Origin of the sequence: Cellulomonas sp. WB94 (genome assembly GCF_003115775.1) — a bacterium.
Taxonomy (GTDB): domain Bacteria; phylum Actinomycetota; class Actinomycetes; order Actinomycetales; family Cellulomonadaceae; genus Cellulomonas_A.
In genome coordinates this window covers 2,709,808-2,728,755 of the sequence record NZ_QEES01000002.1, presented here as the reverse complement: position 1 = coordinate 2,728,755, position 18,948 = coordinate 2,709,808, and the positions used below count along the sequence as shown (strand labels likewise).

Annotated in this window: 13 protein-coding genes; 8 read left to right on the top strand and 5 right to left on the bottom strand. The window is 69.6% G+C overall.

The genetic code is table 11. From position 1 onward, the window contains the following. The first annotated feature begins 42 nt into the window (after positions 1-42). The 5 genes from DDP54_RS13695 (at position 43) to DDP54_RS13670 (ending at position 5,979) form a co-directional block, all read left to right on the top strand. The gene (locus DDP54_RS13695) at positions 43-1,335 is read left to right on the top strand and encodes an extracellular solute-binding protein (protein WP_109132202.1); all 1,293 of its coding nucleotides are present in this window, start codon (positions 43-45) and stop codon (positions 1,333-1,335) included. After that, positions 1,332-2,237 (top strand): sugar ABC transporter permease, encoded by a 906-nt coding sequence (locus tag DDP54_RS13690; RefSeq protein ID WP_197711404.1) that lies wholly within the window; start codon positions 1,332-1,334, stop codon positions 2,235-2,237. Before DDP54_RS13695 ends, DDP54_RS13690 begins: the two co-directional genes overlap by 4 nt. Next, on the top strand, positions 2,234-3,181 hold the full coding sequence (locus DDP54_RS13685; protein ID WP_109132201.1) for a carbohydrate ABC transporter permease: 948 nt from the start codon (positions 2,234-2,236) through the stop codon (positions 3,179-3,181). Before DDP54_RS13690 ends, DDP54_RS13685 begins: the two co-directional genes overlap by 4 nt. Before the next feature lie 41 nt (positions 3,182-3,222). Continuing rightward, positions 3,223-5,379, top strand: a complete 2,157-nt coding sequence (locus tag DDP54_RS13680; RefSeq protein WP_242448410.1) for an alpha-galactosidase — start codon at positions 3,223-3,225, stop codon at positions 5,377-5,379. 303 nt (positions 5,380-5,682) lie between these two features. Then, the gene (locus DDP54_RS13670) at positions 5,683-5,979 is read left to right on the top strand and encodes a hypothetical protein (RefSeq protein WP_109132198.1); all 297 of its coding nucleotides are present in this window, start codon (positions 5,683-5,685) and stop codon (positions 5,977-5,979) included. 601 nt (positions 5,980-6,580) lie between these two features. Here DDP54_RS13670 and DDP54_RS13665 read toward each other — a convergent pair. Both DDP54_RS13665 and DDP54_RS13660 read right to left on the bottom strand, forming a co-directional pair. Then, positions 6,581-8,581: an NPCBM/NEW2 domain-containing protein gene (locus DDP54_RS13665; RefSeq protein WP_242448409.1), complete on the bottom strand. Its 2,001-nt coding sequence runs from the start codon at positions 8,579-8,581 to the stop codon at positions 6,581-6,583. Between the two features lie 471 nt (positions 8,582-9,052). Continuing rightward, a complete protein-coding gene (locus DDP54_RS13660) occupies positions 9,053-9,427 on the bottom strand; it encodes a hypothetical protein (protein ID WP_109132196.1) in 375 nt (124 codons plus the stop codon). A gap of 304 nt (positions 9,428-9,731) precedes the next feature. Here DDP54_RS13660 and DDP54_RS13650 point away from each other — a divergent pair, with 304 nt between their 5' ends. Both DDP54_RS13650 and DDP54_RS13645 read left to right on the top strand, forming a co-directional pair. Continuing rightward, the gene (locus DDP54_RS13650) at positions 9,732-10,637 is read left to right on the top strand and encodes a nucleotide-binding protein (RefSeq protein WP_197711403.1); all 906 of its coding nucleotides are present in this window, start codon (positions 9,732-9,734) and stop codon (positions 10,635-10,637) included. Between the two features lie 13 nt (positions 10,638-10,650). After that, positions 10,651-11,109, top strand: a complete 459-nt coding sequence (locus DDP54_RS13645; protein ID WP_197711402.1) for a hypothetical protein — start codon at positions 10,651-10,653, stop codon at positions 11,107-11,109. Positions 11,110-11,558: 449 nt separating this feature from the next. Here DDP54_RS13645 and DDP54_RS13640 read toward each other — a convergent pair whose 3' ends face one another. The 3 genes from DDP54_RS13640 to DDP54_RS13630 form a co-directional block, all read right to left on the bottom strand. Next, complete coding sequence (locus DDP54_RS13640; RefSeq protein ID WP_197711401.1) at positions 11,559-12,590, bottom strand: LacI family DNA-binding transcriptional regulator; 1,032 nt, start codon at positions 12,588-12,590, stop codon at positions 11,559-11,561. 99 nt (positions 12,591-12,689) lie between these two features. Beyond that, on the bottom strand, positions 12,690-15,740 hold the full coding sequence (locus DDP54_RS13635; RefSeq protein ID WP_109132609.1) for a bifunctional [glutamine synthetase] adenylyltransferase/[glutamine synthetase]-adenylyl-L-tyrosine phosphorylase: 3,051 nt from the start codon (positions 15,738-15,740) through the stop codon (positions 12,690-12,692). 28 nt (positions 15,741-15,768) lie between these two features. After that, on the bottom strand, positions 15,769-17,106 hold the full coding sequence (locus DDP54_RS13630; RefSeq protein WP_109132192.1) for a glutamine synthetase family protein: 1,338 nt from the start codon (positions 17,104-17,106) through the stop codon (positions 15,769-15,771). Positions 17,107-17,263: 157 nt separating this feature from the next. On the opposite strand from DDP54_RS13630, the gene DDP54_RS13625 reads away from it, so the two are divergent. After that, on the top strand, positions 17,264-18,922 hold the full coding sequence (locus DDP54_RS13625; RefSeq protein ID WP_109132191.1) for an NAD+ synthase: 1,659 nt from the start codon (positions 17,264-17,266) through the stop codon (positions 18,920-18,922). The last annotated feature ends 26 nt before the right edge of the window (positions 18,923-18,948 follow it).

Sequence of the window (18,948 nt, the reverse complement as noted above, 5' to 3'; positions counted from 1 at the left end):
GAACGCTCCGGCGGACCCCCGTACGCACGATTGGAGTCAACGATGACCCACAAAGCGCGACGCCTGATGGCGATGGCGCCACTCCTCCTGATTAGCCTGGTAGCCGGTTGCGTGTCGACCGGCAGCTCGGCCTCCAGCCCGAGCGGTCAGACGCCCACGGCCGATGCCAGTGGCCCGCTCATCCTGCAGTCCCGCTTCACCGATGCCGAGAAGGGTGGGATCGAGGAACTTGTCAAGAACTTCAACGCACTCGGACAGGGCACGGTCCAGCTCAACAGCATCCCCACGCAGACCTTCAACTCGCAGCTGCCGACCTACCTGACCGGCTCGAAGCCGCCGGACGTCTACACCTGGTACGCCGGGCAGGCGACGCGTGACTTCGCCGACCAGAACCTGCTGCTCGATCTGTCCGACGTGTGGTCGCAGCACCTCACCAATCTCCCGGCGGCTCTACGCAGCCTGAGCCAGACTGCCGACGGCAAGGAAGTGTTCATCCCGACCGGCTACTACTGGTGGGGCGTGTACTACTTCAAGAGCGACTTCGAGAAGCTCGGGGTGACTCCGCCGAAGACCTGGGACGAATTCGTGCAAGTCGCCCAGAAGATCAAGGCGCAGGGCGTCAACCCGCTGACGATGGGCCTGAGTGACAACGCGTGGCTCGCGTCCGCCTGGTTCGACTACCTGGACCTGCGGATCAACGGCGGGCAGTTCCACATCGACCTGCTCTCCGGAAAGGAGAAGTACGACAGCCCGAAGGTCAAGGCGGTTCTCACCGAGCTCGCGAAGGTGCTGCCGTATTTCGACCCGTCGATCCTGGGGCTGTCGCACAACCAGGCGATGAGCGACTTCGCGCAGGGTCGTTCGGCGATGTACCTGCTGGGTGCGTGGGCTGAGCCGTCCGTCCCACAAGATCGGCGCGACGACTTGGCGTTCTTCCAGTTCCCCATCATCGATCCCAGCGTGCCCATCGCCGAGGAAGGACCGACGGACGGTTTGATCGCCAGCGTCCGGACAGACAAGCCCGCCCTGACCAATCGCTTCCTGGCTTATGTCGCCAGTGCTGATGCGCAGTCTGCCCTGATGAAGGGACAGGAGGGAACCGCCCTCGCGGCCAACCCCGAGGCCACCCAGGCTCTCGATCCGCTCGCGCAGCAAGGCAAGGCGATGCTCGAGTCCGCGGCGCAGGTCACGCAGTTCTACAACCGGGACGCAGGCGACGCGCAGCAGAAGCCGGCGGACTCCGCACTGACTCGGCTGGTCGCCGAGCCGACCGCGATCGACTCCATCGCCACGGAGTGGCAGGCCGCGGCTGAGCGGGTGCGGGCAACTTCGTGAGCAACTCCACCCTCGTGCAGGGTCGGCGGCGTGGCATCGTCACGCCGCCGACCGTGCTCGCCTTCGTACTCGTCCCGTTCCTCGTCGAGGCGATCGGCGTCTTCTTGCCAGCCGCCCAGGGCATCGGGTTGTCCTTCTTGCGGTGGAACGGCATTGCGCCCGCGCAGCCGCTCGGGCTCGGGAACTATGTAAGTCTCGCTGGCGACCCGATCTTCCGGACAGCGTTGCGGAATACCGCGGTCTGGATCGCGCTGTTCGGCGGGATATCGTTCGTCGCCGGGCTCGCAACGGCCCTGTTGTTCCAGTCCGAGCGTCGCGGCGTTGGCATCTACCGAACTGCCCTATTCCTTCCGATCGTATTCTCGCTCGTGGTCACTTCGCTGATCTGGAGCGCATTTCTGCAGCCGACTGGCGTGCTCAACGTCCTGCTCCGGTCGGCCGGCCTGGGCGACTGGCAGCGAGTTTGGCTCGGTGACCGGCAGACGGCTCTGTATGCCGTCATCGTCGCCGCGTTGTGGCGTGAGATCGGCTACGTGATGGTCCTGTTCATCGCGGGGCTCAAGGGTCTGGACCCGGGCGTCCAGGAGGCCGCGCGAGTCGACGGCGCGTCACGTTGGCAACGGTTCCGGCACGTGACGTTCCCGCAGTTGCGCAGCGTCAACCTCGTGGTGCTCAGCGTCCTCGTGATCGACTCCCTGCGTTCGTTCGATATCGTCTGGGCGATGACCCGCGGCGGACCGTTCCACTCCACGGAGCTCTTGAGCACATACATGTACTCGACCGCCTTCCAGTCCCGCGCGCTCGGATACGCCTCTGCAATCGCCGTGGTCATCTTCGTCCTCGCGATCGCCGTGATCGTGTCCTACCTCGTCCGTGCGCTGTCCGAGGAGAAGGAAGCATGACGACGAGTGCAGCCCCGGTCGGCGGAGTGCCCGCAGTTCCGCCGGCACCCGTAGACGCGGCCTTCCCGGTGACAGCGGCACCCGCCGGCGATCACGCAGCTTCCCACCGCCGTCATAGCCGCCGGAGGACGCTGGCGACGGCAGGCTTCCACACCGGGGCAACGCTCGTCTCGCTCCTGTGGTTCGCGCCGATCCTTCTCGTGCTCGTGACCTCCTTTCGGACCTTCGACGACGTCGCCGGCAACGGGATCGCGAGCGTGCCGCGCACCTTCACGTTCGCCACCTACGCGCAAGCGTGGAGTCAGGGCGGAATGTTCCGAGCCCTGATGAACAGCCTCGTGGTCACTGTGCCGACCGTCGTGCTGTCCCTCGCCCTTGCTGCAATCGCCGCATTCGGGCTCAGCCGGTACCGGATCCCGTTCCGGCGTACGGCGCTGCTGCTCATGCTCGCCGGCAACCTGCTGCCGGTGCAGATGCTCCTCATCCCGGTCACGCGGGTGACCCAGCAGTTGGGTGTCTACGACACGTTGTTGGCACTGGTGGTCGTACAGACAGCGTTCGGGCTGGGGTTCTACGTCTTCGTCCTCTACGGGTTCATGCGCACCGTGCCGCGAGAGCTCCAAGAGGCCGCGACCCTCGACGGTGCTGGGCCGGTCCGCATCTTCCTGCGTGTCATCCTGCCTCTGACGCGTCCGGCGCTCGCTGCGCTCGGCGCTCTCGCCTTCACCTGGGTCTTCAACGACCTGCTCTGGTCCATCACGCTGTTGCAGACGTCTGCGAAGCTGCCGATCACCGCCGCTGTCCTCTCGCTCCAGGGCCAGTACGTCTCGTCCTGGTCGGTGATCGCAGCGGCGACCATCATCGCGGCGATCCCGCCCACGATCGTCTTCCTGCTGTTCCAGCGCAGCTTCATCGGTGGGCTGGCGCTCGGCGCCGTGAAGTGATGGCTCCGACGCCAGTCGAAGCCGGGGGTCAGGGAGGAATCGTGACGGGGACCGAAGCGTCCGCGGTGCTGCTTCGCGGCGGCGGCACAAGCGTGGTTGTTGAGATCACTGACGGTAGGCTCCCGCGGATCCTGCACTGGGGTGAGGATCTCGGGCCGCTGACGGAACAAGAGCTCGTTTCCGTTGTGAGCGGTTCACGACCGGCCGTCGGCGACAGCCAGGTCACCTACCCGCAGCCTGTGCCGGTTCTGCCACAGCTCGCCGAGGGCTGGCTCGGGCGCCCGGGGCTCGGCGGGGACACCGCCGGGACGCGCTGGGCGCCGCTCTTCCGCCGCGCCACGCACTCGGTCGAGAGAGATGCGTCGTGCGACCGCCTGGTGACCGTCGCGCGCGACGTCGAGTACGCCCTGAGTGTGCGGATCGAGATCGAGGTCTTGGTCGCGAGCGGGCTGGTCCGGCAAAGGGCGGCCCTGACCAACGACGGCGACCGCGTCTATCGTGTCCACCACCTCGAGCTTGCCCTTCCCGTCCCTCCTGAGGCCGATGAGGTGCTCGACACGAGCGGACGCTGGTCGCTCGAACGCCGCCCACAGCGGCGGGAGTTCTCGGTGGGCGAATGGGCACGCACCTCGCGAGGCGGCAAACCCGGGCTGGAGCACACACTCCTCCTCGCGGCCGGACAACACGGTTTCGGTTTCCGCTCGGGCCGGGTTTGGGCGATGCATCTGGCGTGGAGCGGCAACCAGACGCTCGCCGCCGAGCGCACCCCAGCGGGCACCCGTCACCTTGTGGCGGGTGAGGATCTGCTCCCGGGCGAGGTCGCTCTCGAGCGCGGCCAGACGTACGTGTCTCCCTGGCAGTACGGGTCCTGGGGCGATGGTCTCGACGAGGTTGCCTCACGTTTCCACCGACACCTCCGCGCGCGCTCGCCGCGCTCGCCGCGACCTGTGGTGGTCAACACCTGGGAGGCGGTCTATTTCCGCCACGACCTTGCGGTCCTGCAGCGATTCGCCGCGCGGGCTGCCGAAGTCGGAGCGGAGCGGTTTGTCCTGGACGACGGCTGGTTCGTTGGGCGACGCGACGACACCACATCGCTCGGCGATTGGGACGTCGATCCCCAGGTGTGGCCAGCGGGCCTCGGGCCGCTCGTCGATACCGTGCAGCGTCTGGGGATGGACTTCGGCTTATGGTTCGAGCCCGAGATGGTCAGCCTGGATTCGCAGCTGGCGCGTGCGCACCCGGAGTGGATCTTCGACGCAGGGCACGGCGTCGGCCTGCCCTCCCGCTACCAGCACGTGCTCGACCTCGGCCACCCCGACGCGTACGCGCACGTTCTGGAGAAGATCTCGGCTCTCGTGCGCCGCTATTCGATCGCCTTCATCAAGTGGGATCACAACCGGTATCTGCTCGACGCCGGCCACACCCCGACCGGAGGCGCCGGTGTCCGCCGCCAGGTCGGGCAGGTGTATCGAATGATGGACGAACTGAAGCAGCGGCATCCGGGCCTCGAGATCGAGACCTGTGCCAGCGGCGGTGGCCGCGTCGACCTCGGCATCCTCGAACGAACCGACCGAGTGTGGCCCAGCGACTGCAACGACCCGCACGAGCGACTGGAGATCCAGCGCTGGACAGGTTTGCTGGTGCCTCCGGAGCTCCAGGGCACGCACATCGGTGCGGAGGAGTCCCACACCACGCGGCGCGTGCATCCGTTGGCGTACCGGGCGGAGAAGGCGATCTGGGGGAACCTCGGAGTGGAGGTTGACCTCCTCGGTGCCGACGCAGAGGAGCGCGCCGCGATCGGCGCCTGGGTTGCTTTCCACAAGAACCACCGTGCCAAGCTCCACTCGGGCACAGCGGTGCATGCGGACCTCGCCGATCCGGCTCTGCGACTGGAAGGTGTCGTTGCCCCAGACCGATCGTGGGCGCTCTATGCCTTCTCCGTCGTCGAGCGCCCGACCACATGGCCGCCCGGTCGCGTGCTCCTGCCCGGCCTGGATGATGAGCTCCTCTATCGTGTCGTGCTCGCCGGGCCGGAGGCGAGCGCGGCGCAGTCAGTCCCCCATCCGCCGTGGCTGGACGACGGCATCGCGCTGCGTGGCCGGGTGTTGCGAACCGTCGGGTTCCAGGCACCCTTGCTCGACGTCGATCGATCAGTGCTGTTCGAGGTGACTTCCACCGGTCCCAGTACCGAATCATGATTCCGCTGGCCGCTCGCCTCGGTGGACATTCGCTCGAGGCTCTGGTGTCCCCGCACGGCGCGAGCCTGCGCGCGCTGACCGTCGACGGTGTGGAGCTGCTGCAGCGCAGCGCCGCTTCCGGGCACCCGTCGCCGTCGGCGCGCACCCGTACCTGCGTGTCGGCGCAGGCTCGGTCGACGACCTGGTGCTCACCGTGCCAGCCGCGACGGCGCTTGAGCTGGATGATCGTCACACCCCCATCGGCTGCCGGGGAGTCGCCGGAACGTCCCTAGATCTGACGCACGGGCGACGAGTGGGCGACGAGTGGGCGACATCGTGAGGCACGCCTGCTTCACGGACCTGCGGATCGATGGCGGCCGCGTGCATCATGTGCTGACATCTCCGACCGGCCCCAGCGTCACGCTCTGGGCTCAGGAGGTCTTCGGCTGGGTGCAGATCTTCGTCACACCGCACTTCCCCAGCGCCGAGCCCGGTGAACTGGCGATCGCCATCGAGCCGATGACGGCCCCGCCGAACGCGCTCCGCTCCGGGGTCGGTCTGCGGTGGCTCGAAAGCGGCGAGGAATGGACGCTGACCTGGGGCATCACGCTCGCGGCGTAGCAGCGCCAGCGAGCGAGTCATCGTGTCGCGGGCCAGCCGGGGTAAGGGCGCGCTCATTTCGTTTCATAGCGCGACCTTGGCGCGCGTATGACCGCCAGACTCATGCTGGGGTTACTGGCCATCTCGCACCGGGGGACCCCGACCTCGCCCAGCCGGAGACCCAGCACCACGGTCGGATCTGTCGTTCGTAGACGCAGGCCATTGCGGTGCACAGACGGCCTGGGTTGGTCCGTCGCGCTCGCCGGTAGAGGTTGCAGCTCTTCGGCCGCCTGAGCAGGCGGCCGGTCCTCATAGCGACGATTCGTCCGCATGCCGGCTCGGCTCGCCGCTTGCTCCGCGCATCCGCGGGCACTCCTTGTGACGACTGGCCGTGTGCCGGTTACCGTCGCGCGACGGGTGGGGATCGAAACTCATCGCGCGACGGCCCTGCCGCGGCCAGCCGCTCGTGCTCGCGTCGCTCTCAGCGTGGGTGACAAGGAGTGAGCGCTGAGCCTGTCGATGTGGCCCGCGTCGATGCCGCGGCATGCTCGACCCGGCGGGGTCGTCGGCGCCAGGTAGACAGGACACCCTGGCGCCGACGAGACCCCTCGCCTGTATGGAGTCAGCTGCAGGTAATCAGCGGCTGCGCCCAGTCGGCCCGGTCGTTATAGCCTCCGTCACCGGCGTCGCCGACGTGGAGGACGAGATCCCGAACGCCCGCCAGCGACACATCGAAGTTGACGCCGGTACCCCGGGCCACAACCCCGCTGTCCCATACCGTCATGCCGTCGGCCACCAGCGAGAACGTGGCGGTGCCGCCCTCTGGACCGACGTTGTTCACCACATCGTCGATGCCAACGATGCCGGTGATCCGCGAGCACGTTCCACCGAGGTAGTAGCGGATGTCGGACGGGCTGGCCACGCCGATGCCAGTCGGGTAGACCGTGCCCGCCACCTTGATCGGGTTGCCTCCGCCGACGCTCTGGTCGATCGCCGGGCTCATCCAGCCGCTGGTGGCGGAAACCCACGGCTGATGCGACAACGGCACATCCGTGCCCGACGGCGGCGCCGGGGCGACCGTCAGCGAGAGCGGCGGCGAGGTGACCGTCGAGTCAGGACGCTGTGAGGAAAACTGCACCTGGGCCGTCGCGGAGTATGTGCCGACCTGCGCGCCGGTCGGCACAGCGATATCGAAGGTGTACTGCGCTGCCTCTCCGTTCGCGAGGGTTCGCGGGCCGGTGCTCTGCGCAGCGGCTGTCCATCCGGCAGGAATGCTCAGCTGCACCTGCGGGTCCTGCGCTGGAGTCGTCCCGTCGTTCTCGACCGTGACCGTGGCGGTCACGGTCGAACCGCCGGAGACGAGGACGTTCTCGGTCGGGGCGATCGAAGTGCCGTCGACCGCGGTCACGGTCGGGGCGTGCACAAGGACTCGCGGCGTCAGCGGCATGCCGGTGCTCGTCGAGGCGATGAGCAGGTCGACGCCATGGGCCGGGACCTCCGCACTGATGGTGTCGAGCGATTCGGTCACCTGGTGCGTCCAAGCGTCCCTGAGGGCCACCCGGTCCGCGCCCAGACCGATTGCCGACGCGGTGGTCGAGATCTCTGCCGGGGAAGTGCCGCGGTTGACCAGCGCGATCGCGATCGAACCATCCTTGAGCGGCTTGATCCATGTCTCGGTTGTGCCGGCTGGCCCTACGCGGACGCCCTGCTTGCCGAGGGTATCCTGGTCGACCGCGAGGACATCCGAGTTGGTCAGAGCCTCGAGCGCCGAGGCGTCGAGTGTGCGCGGGTCGCTTCCGATGACCAACGGGGCCGCCGAGATGGCCCAGAGCGCGAGTTGCGAGCGGAACTCCTCGTCCGTCATGCCGAGGGCCGGGCCGAGATAGTCGGGGTCGTTCCAGTGACCAGGACCGGCAGCCTCCGGATGGCGGGCGTTGATGTCGAAGTTGCGCAGCACGTCGCTGTACTTGATCGAGTTCACGAATCCGACGTCGGTGTAGGTGCGCCACGATTCGGCGATCTGCGGGGCATAGCTCCACGAGTTCGTCGACTGCTGCGACTGCGGGTAGTTGCCCCAGTCCGGCGAGGTGACGGGGTTGCACAGGTTGAAGATCATCGGCCGCCCGCTCGAGTTGTGCCGTAGGGCGTCCGCGAACTGCGTGTAGACCGTCTGCGGGTCGAGGTTGGCTGCGATCCCGCAGAGGAAGTCCACCTTGACGGCGTCGTAACCCCAGGCGGCGAACGTGTTCGCGTCGGTCTGGTAGTTACCGTAGCTGCCGAGGCCGCACCGGTCTGGCATGTACGGGCCGGCATCAGTGTAGATCCCGGCCTTCAGTCCCTTCGCGTGAAGGGCAGCGGCGACGGCGGCCATCCCATCGGGGAAGCGCGTGGGGTCGCCCTGCAGTTGTCCATCCGCTCCGCGCGGCGTGGAAGCCTGCCAGCCGCCGTCGAGCCACACAATGTTGTAGCCAGCACGTGCGAGCCCGCTGGACACCAGGTAGTCCGCGACCGAGAGCACCTGTGCCTCGGTGAAGGTCCCGCCGAGTCCGAAGTAGGTGTTCCAGCCCTGGTACGGCGTCGCCGCGAGCGACGGTTCGGCGATCGATGTCGTCACGGTGGGCACGGGCTGCGCGTTCGCCGCGGGCGCCGCGGACACGACCGCGGCTCCGAGACCGAGTAGAACTGCTGTGGTCTTAGCCATCAAGCGTCGCATGAAGGCACACTCCCGACTTCTTTGTCGTCCTCGGCGCTCTGCCGAGGTTGTCTGCATATAAGCGCGGCCACGGGAGGCGGGGCCATAGAGGCACTGACGGAATACCTGGACATCTCTACGACCACGCAGGGTCGCCTGATGGATCCGGCGGAGAGCCAGGCGCCCAACTTCGGCACCGCAGGACGACCCCCGCCAGAGCCGGGTCGACCCGAACGTTGTTGAGTCTCCCGCCGGGGATGCTTCCGTCGCGACGCGAGCAGACCCGAGCCGCTACCTGGGTGTCGCTATTGACGGCCGCAAGAAGCGTCCGTTGGTACAGGCACCCAGTCGCGCGCGCCGGCGACCCAGCCACACGGTCGCCACCCGAACTGTCGCCCCCCACTACAGCGTCGCCGGAACCCTCGGCCGCCGCGTCCGCGCTGTCGTCCGAGCCCCGCAAACCGGACCGGCGACACCCTCCGACTGCGCCGCCTGCCGCAGCCGCGCCGCCTCCCGCACTGTCAGCAGCTCCGCCCCGCCGCACCACTCGACCGCCTCCGCCAGGCTCAGCCGCTCCTGCTCGGTCATCTTCACCAGCGCCGCCCCGGCCCGCGCCTCGCACACCGAGACCACCGCGTCCCGCTCGGCCAGCGCCGAGATGACCATGACCCCGAGCGCGTCGCGTCGCCGCTCCTGGTCCACCCTCCGCGCCCGCATCCGCGCTTGCGCATCCAGCGCCGTCCGCCGCGCCCGCTGCCTCGCCGTCTGATCCGCCATCGGGACTCCCCTACTCGTGTGACCTCACCTCCGAAGGCCGGCACGAGTCCCCGCGCGCTCACCACCACCACCCGCGCAGCGCAGACGACGTCCCCCCTACGCGACGACGACCGACGACCGCACCGCCCCGACACCGCCCGAAGCCCTCAACTCGACGCTACGCCGATCGCCGAAATCGTCGTAGGAGACGATCGGCTGGTGGCCCGGACCGGTGAGTCCGGGCACGTCATGTCGTACTCCGGTCGTAGGCTGCTCCTGGCGCATCGTCCTCTGCGGCGTGCGCATTAACCCGACAGGAGGCTGCGTGGCCGAATCAGAAGTCAACACGCGATCCGTCTTTGTGGTTCACGGACGCAATGAGGCGCTTCGCAAGGCCATGTTCGACTTCCTGCGCAGCATCAACCTATCCCCGATGGAGTGGAGTCACGCCGTGCAGCTCACCGGCGAAGGCTCTCCCTACATCGGCCAGGTGATCGACGCCGCCCTCTCAAGCGCAGTCGCCATCGTCGTTTTGATTACGCCGGACGAGATCGCCTATCTTCAGCCGCAGTACGGCCAAGGAGAAGGCGATCCAGAGACGAAGCCCGCACCTCAGGCACGTCCCAATGTGCTCTTCGAGGCTGGAATGGCACTCGGCCGCGACCCGCGCCGCACGGTGCTCGTAGAGGTCGGGAAGGTCCGCCCGTTCAGTGACGTGGAGGGACGGCACGCCATTCGGCTCACCAACGATCTCGCCCGACGTCAGGAACTTGCCACACGTCTCGAAACAGCGGGCTGCGAGGTAGACCTCAAGGGCACCGACTGGCACACGACCGGCGACTTCACAGCGCCGCCGCCGCCTGGCGAGGGACTGCCCCTCGGCCGCCGGCTGCCATCGAACACGACTATCCGCAAGGCCATCGACTTCGACGTGAAGCACTTCGACAAGGGCGCAAGCCGGATCGACAAGCTGCAGATCGTGAATCGTGGCACCGAGACAGCGTTCGACGTCGACGTCACGCTTCCGGACGACGCTTCCCTGCAATTGAACGACTTCAAGCCGATCGCGAAGATCCCGGGCGGGGGGCGTTCCGTGACGATCGACGCGATCAGCTACCGCCAGAGCTACGGCGGCTCCAAGAGGGTAGACGTCTTCGACGTGACGATCAGCGCGCGAAGCGAAGCAGGCGAGAGCGTCGTCCAGGAGGTCTTCCTGGACACCAACGGGTGAGGAGATAAACCAGGTGAACGAGGAGATTCGAGTGCCCGTAAGCCTGCCGCTCGACTCGGACGGCTTCCTCCGCCGCGAGTGCCCCACCTGCGGGCGCGAGTTCAAGTGGTTCAGTCACGAGGAAGGCGACGCCGACGCCGAGGCTGTCGATCAGTACTTCTGCCCGCTCTGCGGCGTCGCCTCGGGTACGGACTCGTGGTGGACACCCGCCCAGCTCGAGTACATGCAGGGCGTCAGCGGACCGGCCATCGACCAGCTCGCACGGGACATGATCGCCGACGCGTTCAAAGGGCTGAAGTTCAAGCCGAACCGCTCGTTCTCGCTCGACATCCAGACACCCGACCCGCTCGCCGAGCCGGACGACATGACAATCGTCGAACCACCTTGCCATCCGAATGAGCCCGTCAAGGTCCCCGACGAAGACGCGGCGCGCGTGCACTGCCTGGTCTGCGGTTCGCTCTTCAGTGCCTGAACTACGAGCGATCCGGCTCAACGGCGCTTTACGGTAACCACATTTGGGGAGTTCGCCCGGTCTAGACCTGTGTGATTGAACTGATCTGGCTTGCCCGTGGCGGTGCGGCGAACAGCGCGGTCGATGGTGCGGGCGATGGGCACCAGGTCCTCTCGACTCGCCCTAGGTAGTCCGCCCGAACTGGCGGGCGACCCGCGGCAGTCCGCAGAAAGTCCGCAAGAGGTCCGTTAGCCGCCACTGACGACCATCAGCCGCCGACACCGTCACCGCAGGTCAAGGGGACCGCCACCGACTCCCATCGACGACCGTTCACGCAGGGAGAGTTCGAGCTGTACTACGACTGCTGATCGGCTGCTCCCGATCAGTTGAGACTGAGGGGCGTCCCTGGCTTCGGCCGGGGGCGCCCCTCGGTTTTGCGCGGCGCGCTCCGTCTAGCGGACTGTCGAGGCTCAGCCGCGCGCTGCGACGACCGTGGCGGGCACCGGTCCGGACGACTGCCGGACGATGAGCTCGGTCGGCAGGGTCACGTGGGTCATGTCGAGCTCGCGCCCGGACAGGAGCTCCAGCAGCATCCGCACGGCGTGGCGACCCATCTCCTGGATCGGCTGCGCGATCGTGGTGAGCGCCGGCGACGCGAGCACGGACTCGGGCACGTTGTCGAAGCCGATGACCGAGACGTCGCCCGGCACGTCGAGGCCGAGGCGCTGGGCGACCTGCATCGTGCGGATCGCGGACAGGTCGTTGGCCGCGAACACGGCCGTCGGGCGCTCGGGGAGCGTCAGCAGGGCGTGCGCGGGCTCCTCGGCGGACTCGGGCCGGTAGCCGCCGACGCGGATGAGCTCGGGATCGATGGGGATGCCCGCGGCGGTCAGGGCCGCGCGGTAGCCCTCCTCGCGGAGCCGGGCCGACTCGAGGTCGGGCCGCCCGCCGAGGAACCCGATGCGGCGGTGGCCGAGGGACAGCAGGTGCTCGGTCGCGACCATCGCCCCCTTGAGGTTGTCCGAGTCGACCGTCGGCATGCCGGAGCGGCCGGTGTGGGGGTCGACGGCGACGACTGGCGTGCCGTACTGCGCGTCGACGACCGTCGGCGTGACGAGCACCGCGCCGTCGATCAGGGTGCCTGAGAGCCGGGACAGGTAGCGCCGCTCCCAGCCGACGAGCTCCTCGGCGGGTCCGCCGGCCGAGTAGGCGAGCAGCTCGTACCCCGCGCCGCGGATCGCCTGGGCGGCGCCCTTGAGCAGCTCGGCGCTGAACGGCTCGAAGTCGGCGACGAGGATGCCGATGACGTTGGTGTGGTGGCTCCGCAGGCTGCGCGCGACGAGGCTCGACTCGTACCCGAGGGTCTCGATGACGGCGCGGACCTTGGCGCCCGTGGCCGCCGCGACGCCGTACCGCTCGTTGATGACCTTCGAGACAGTCGCGACCGACACGCCCGCCTCGCGTGCGACGTCGGTGATCGTCACTCTGTGCTGTGGATCCACGCGGAGACTGTATCGCGTGTAAAACGTTATCGAAATCGATTGACGCGCCCGGACGTCGATGCGCGACCTCGACCCGCGGCGCCGGCGCCGACAGCGACGTCAGGCGTAGAAGACGCGCTCCACGACGGCCCGCGCCCGCCGGGCGGTGCGCAGGTAGTGCTCCTCGAGCTCGCCGCCCGATCCCGGCGGGTAGCCGACCACGCGCGCGATCCCCGCGAGGGCCTGGCGGTCGTGCGGGAGGACGTCGGCGTGCGCTCCCCCGGCCCTCCCGGTCCAGAGCACGATCGCGTCGCGCAGCCGCGATGCGAGCTCCCAGGCGGCGGTCAGGGCCTCGGCGTCGGCCGCGTCGAGCAGGCCCGCGCCGGCCGCGGCCGAGAGCGCCTCGAGCGTCGCTGTCGTTCGCAGAGCCGGGACCTCGTGGGCGTGCTGCAGCTGGAGCAGCTGAGCGGTCCACTCGACGTCCGAGACGCCGCCCCGGCCGAGCTTCAGGTGCCGTGCGGGGTCGACGCCGCGCGGCAGTCTTTCGGCCTCGACGCGGGCCTTGATCCGCCGGACCTCCCGCACGACGGCGTGGTCGAGGCCGCCCACCGGGTACCGCAGCGGTGCGACGAGGTCCGTGAACGCTGCGCCGAGCGCCTGGTCACCCGCGACGGGCCGCGCCCGCAGCAGCGCCTGGCTCTCCCACGGGGACGACCATCGCCCGTAGTACTCGCGGTAGGAGTCGAACGAGCGCACGAGCGGTCCGTTCCGGCCCTCGGGTCGAAGGTCGGCGTCCACCTCGAGCGCGGGCTCAGGCCCGACCTCGCCGAGCAGCTGACGCAGCAGGCTCGCGACCGCGAGCGCGAACTCCTGCGCCTGCGTCGGGTCGGCGCCCGGGACCGGGTCGTGCACGAACAGCACGTCGGCGTCCGACGCGTACCCGAGCTCGCGCCCGCCGAGCCTGCCCATCGCGACGACGAGCAGGCGCGTGGGATCCGCATCGAGCCCGCGGTCGTTCCGGACCTCCACGGACGCGATGCGCAGCGCCCCCGCAAGGACGACGTCCGCCGCCGTCGACAGGCTCAGCGCCGCGCTCGTGCCCGTCACCACGCCGAGCACGTCGGCCACGGCCGTCCGCGCAAGCTCGCGGCGTCGCAGCGCCCGCAGGATCGTCGCGGCCCCCACCTGCTCGGTCGCACGGGTCAGCACGGCGTCGGCCTCGGCCGACAGCCGCTCCTGCGAGCGCGGCAGCAGGTCGTCGTCGGCAGCGAGCCACGTCACAGACTCGGGAGACCGCGTGAGGGCGTCCGCGGCGTAACGGGAGGTCGACAGCACGCGCGCGAGGCGCTGGGCGGCCGTGCCCGAGTCGCGCAGCAGCTTGAGGTACCAGTGCGTCGTGCCGAGCTCGTCGGACAGCCGCCGGAACGCCAGCAGGCCCGAGTCGGGGTCGGCGCCGTCCGCGAACCAGCCGATCATCACGGGCAGCAGCTGACGCTGGATCGACGCACGACGCGACACCCCCTCGGTGAGCGCCGCGATGTGCCGCATGGCCCCCGCCGGGTCGCGGTAGCCGATCGCCGCGAGCCGGGCCCGCGCCGCGTCGGGAGCGAGGCTGGCCTCCTCGGTCGACAGCTGCGCTGTGGCGGGCAGCAGCGGCCGGTAGAAGAGCTCCTCGTGCAGGTGGCGGACGTCGCGTCGGACCGCCCGCCAGCGGTCCTCGAGGCCCTGGGCCCCGTCGGCGCGCATGCCGACCGAGCGCGCGAGCCGACGCAGGTCCACCTCAGCGGTCGGCATGAGGTGGGTGCGGCGCAGCCGGTAGAGCTGGATGCGGTGCTCGAGGGCCCGCAGGAACCGGTAGCAGACCGCGAGCTGCGCGGCGCTCTCGCGCCCGACGTAGCCGCCCGCGGCGAGGGCAGCCAGCGCCGTCAGGGTGTTGGGGCTGCGGATGGCCTCGTCGGCGCGGCCGTGGACGAGCTGGAGCAGCTGCACCGTGAACTCGACGTCCCGCAGCCCGCCGACCCCGAGCTTGAGCTGGCGGTCCGCCTCCGCCGCCGGCACGTGCTCCTCGACGCGGCGGCGCATCGCCTGGGAGTCCTCGACGAAGTTCTCACGCTGGACGGCGGACCACACGAGCGGGTTCACGGTCGCGACGTACTCGTTGCCCAGCGCCTCGTCGCCCGCGAGGTGGCGCGCCTTGAGCAGGGCCTGGAACTCCCAGGTCTTGGCCCACCGCTCGTAGTAGGCGCGGTGGCTCGCGAGGGTGCGGACGAGCGGCCCGTTCTTGCCCTCGGGGCGCAGCGCGGCGTCGACCGGCCAGAGCGCAGGCTCCCCCGAAGCCGTCGAGCACGCACGGGCCAGGCCCGCGGCCAGGCGCGCGGCGACCGCGAGCGCGTCCGCCTCGTCGACCCCGTCCACCGGCTCGGCGACGTAGATGACGTCGACGTCGCTCACGTAGTTGAGCTCGCGGCCGCCGCACTTGCCCATGCCGATCACGGCGATCCGCACACCCACGCCATGGTCGTCCAGATCAGCCCGCGCGATCGCGAGCGCCGCCTCGAGCGCTGCGGCGGCCAGGTCGGCCAGCGCCGCGGCGACGCCAGGGAGCCGCGACAGCGGGTCGACGGAGGTGAGGTCGCTCGCGGAGATGCGCAGCAGCCGGCGCTGGTAGGCCCGCCGCATCGCGTCGACCGAGCCTGCGCCCGCGGCGCTCGCGACCGGCACCGCCGCCTCGGGGTCGGCGCCGACGGCCTCGAGCAGCTCAGCACGCACCGCGCCGGCCGCGACTCCGGTGGCTGGGGCGTCGTCGGCCAGCACCGCGAGGTGGTCCGGGTGCGAGGCCAGGTTGTCGCCGAGCGCGATCGAGGCGCCGATCACCGCGAGCAGCCGGTCACGACCGGGGCCGGGCTCGGCCAGCAGCCCCCGTAGCACCGCGAGGTTCGCCGCGTCGGAGCCCGCCGCTCCCGCGATCTTCACCAGGGCGAGCAGCGCCTGGTCAGGGTCGGCGACATCCGACAGCGGGCCGAGCAGCGTCTCGGCCGGGTCGTCGCACGCCTGGGCCAGCGGCTCGTCGAGGAACATGCGCTCGGCTCGCGCAGCGTCGGCGAAGCCCGCCCGCGTCAGCCGACCCGCGAACGTGCCTCCTCGTCCCGCGCCCTCGACCCCGGTGCTCACGAGCGCCACGCTACCGACCCGCGGCAGCTCACAGGACGGGCAGGAACCGCTCGAGCTCGTACGGCGTCACCTGGGCCCGGTACTGCTCCCACTCCTGGCGCTTGTTGCGCAGCACGTAGTCGAAGACGTGCTCCCCGAGCGTCTCGGCGACGAGCTCGGAGGTCTCCATCACCGTGATGGCCTCCCCCAGGGACCTCGGCAGCGGCTCGATCCCGAGCGCACGGCGTTCGGCCTCGGTGAGCTCCCAGACGTCGTCCTCGGCACCCTCGGGCAGCTCGTATCCCTTCTCGATGCCCTTGAGTCCGGCGGCGAGCAGCACCGCGAACGCGAGGTACGGGTTGGTCGCGGAGTCCACCGCGCGGTACTCGATGCGGCTCGAGTTGCCCTTGCCGGGCTTGTACATGGGGATGCGCACGAGCGCCGAACGGTTGTTGTGCCCCCAGCACACGAAGCTCGGCGCCTCGGCGCCGCCCCAGAGCCGCTTGTAGGAGTTGACGAACTGGTTGGTGACCGCGGTGATCTCGGCAGCGTGGACGAGCAGGCCCGCGATGAAGCTGCGTGCGACCTTGGACAGCTCGAGCGGCGCACCCGCCTCGTGGAACGCGTTGCGGTCGCCCTCGAACAGGGACAGGTGCGTGTGCATGCCCGAGCCCGGCTTGTCCTGGAGCGGCTTCGGCATGAACGACGCGAACACGCCCTGCTCGAGCGCGACCTCCTTGACGACCGTGCGGAAGGTCATGATGTTGTCGGCCGTGGTCAGCGCGTCGGCGTACCGCAGGTCGATCTCGTTCTGCCCCGGGCCAGCCTCGTGGTGGGAGAACTCGACGGAGATCCCCATCGACTCGAGCATGGTGATCGCTGCGCGCCGGAAGTCGTGCGCGGTGCCGCGCGGGACGTGGTCGAAGTAGCCGCCCGAGTCGACCGGCACGAGCGGGACGTGCGGGTCCGCCGGGGACTCGAACAGGTAGAACTCGACCTCGGGGTGCGTGTAGAACGTGAACCCCTGGTCGCTCCCCTTGGCGAGCGCGCGCTTGAGCACGTTGCGGGAGTCCGCGAGCGACGGCTCACCGTCGGGCGTGAGGATGTCGCAGAACATCCGTGCCGTGCCGTGGTGCTCACCGCGCCACGGCAGGATCTGGAACGTCGTCGGATCAGGCCGGGCGATCATGTCCGCCTCGTAGACCCGCGTGAAGCCCTGGATCGAGCTTCCGTCGAACCCGATGCCCTCGGTGAAGGCCGACTCGAGCTCGGCGGGGGCAATCGCGACCGACTTCAGGATCCCGAGCACATCGGTGAACCAGAGACGGATGAAGCGGATGTCCCGCTCCTCGACCGTGCGGAGCACGAACTCCTGCTGCCTGTCCATGGCGTACATCCTGCCTGATGGACGCCGCGACCGGACCACTTCGTGGCGCGCGACTCCGGCGAGTCGCCCGCCGGCCGCTCCCCGCCGCCGCGGTCCCCGGTGCGACGCCGCACGGACGACGCCATGACCACGTGGCCTGGCGCAATAGGCTCGGTGCATGGCGCAGCTACGCATCGCGCTGGCGCAGATCGACACGTGCGTCGGCGACCTCGAGGCCAACACCTGTGCAGTCGTCGAGTGGGCACGACGCGCGGCCGACGCCGGTGCGGACCTCGTCGTGTTCCCCGAGATGACGGTGACGGGCTACCCGATCGAGGATCTCGCGCTGCGGGCATCCTTCCGCAGGGGCGCCGAGGCGGCACTGGTCCGGACCGCGGGCGAGCTCGTCGCGGCCGGGCTCGGCGACCTCGCGGTCCTCGTCGGCACCGTCGGTGAGAAGACCACCCAGGAGCATGCCGGAGCCCCGGCACGGCCGACCAACCAGGCCGTCCTGCTCCAGCACGGCAGCGTCCAGGCGCGCTACGACAAGCACCACCTGCCGAACTACGGCGTGTTCGACGAGTTCCGCATCTTCACTCCCGGTGACACGGCGTGCGTCCTGGACATCCGGGGGCGGCGCGTCGGCGTCGTCATCTGCGAGGACATCTGGCAGGACGGCGGGCCGGTGTCGCAGCTCGCCGCTGACGGCATCGACCTGCTCGTCGTGCTCAACGGCTCGCCGTTCGAGGAGGGCAAGGGGCACCTGCGGACCGACCTCGCCGCGCGCCGGGCCCGGGAGGTCCGCGCGCCGCTCGCCTACGTCAACATGGTCGGCGGGCAGGACGACCTCGTGTTCGACGGTGGTTCGTTCGTCGTGACCGACGACGGCACGGTCGTCGCACGCGCGCCGCAGTTCGTCGAGCACCTGCTCGTGTGGGACCTCGCGACCGATGGCGGGCCGGCGCGCACCGCCGAGATCGCCCCGGCCCTCGACGCCGACGAGGAGATCTACCGCGCGATCGTGACCGGGCTGACGGGCTACGCGCGCAAGAACGGGTTCACGTCGGTGGTGCTCGGACTCTCGGGCGGCATCGACTCGGCCCTCGTCGCAGCGATCAGTGCGGACGCGTTCGGAGGCAAGAACGTCGTCGGCGTCTCGCTGCCGTCGCGGTACTCCTCGGACCACTCGAAGGACGACGCGGCGGACCTCGCGCAGCGGATCGGCGCGGACTACCGGGTGCAGCCGATCGCCCCGATGGTCGACGCGTTCGAGGGCCAGCTCGGGCTCGAGGGCGTCGCCGCCGAGAACCTCCAGGCCCGCGTGCGCGGGATGATCCTCATGGCACTGTCGAACGCCGAGGGGCACCTCGTGCTGGCGACGGGCAACAAGAGCGAGCTCGCGGTGGGGTACTCCACGATCTACGGCGACGCGGTGGGCGGCTATGCGCCGCTCAAGGACGTCGACAAGTCCCGGGTCTGGGCGTTGTCGCGCTGGCGCAACCGGGCCGCCGTCGACGCGGGGCAGATCCCCCCGATCCCGGAGAGCTCGATCACGAAGCCGCCGTCCGCGGAGCTGCGCCCGGGCCAGGTCGACCAGGACTCGCTCCCGCCGTACGACCTGCTCGACGAGGTGCTCGACGCCTACGTCGAGAACGCCGAGGGCCGCGCCGAGCTGCTCGCGCGCGGGTTCGACCCTGCCGTCGTGGACAAGGTGCTCTCGCTCGTCGACCGCGCCGAGTGGAAGCGCCGGCAGTACCCGGTCGGTCCCAAGGTCACCGCGCTCGCGTTCGGCCGCGACCGTAGGCTGCCGATCACGACGCGTTGGCGCGAGCCGTGAACCGACCCATCCCCACACCCCGCGTG

Coding starts and splice junctions, on each gene's coding strand:
- DDP54_RS13695 (WP_109132202.1), top strand. CDS start 43: ATGACCCACAAAGCGCGACGCCTGATGGCGATGGCGCCACTCCTCCTG.
- DDP54_RS13685 (WP_109132201.1), top strand. CDS start 2,234: ATGACGACGAGTGCAGCCCCGGTCGGCGGAGTGCCCGCAGTTCCGCCG.
- DDP54_RS13660 (WP_109132196.1), bottom strand. CDS start 9,427: ATGGCGGATCAGACGGCGAGGCAGCGGGCGCGGCGGACGGCGCTGGAT.
- DDP54_RS13630 (WP_109132192.1), bottom strand. CDS start 17,106: ATGGACAGGCAGCAGGAGTTCGTGCTCCGCACGGTCGAGGAGCGGGAC.
- DDP54_RS13625 (WP_109132191.1), top strand. CDS start 17,264: ATGGCGCAGCTACGCATCGCGCTGGCGCAGATCGACACGTGCGTCGGC.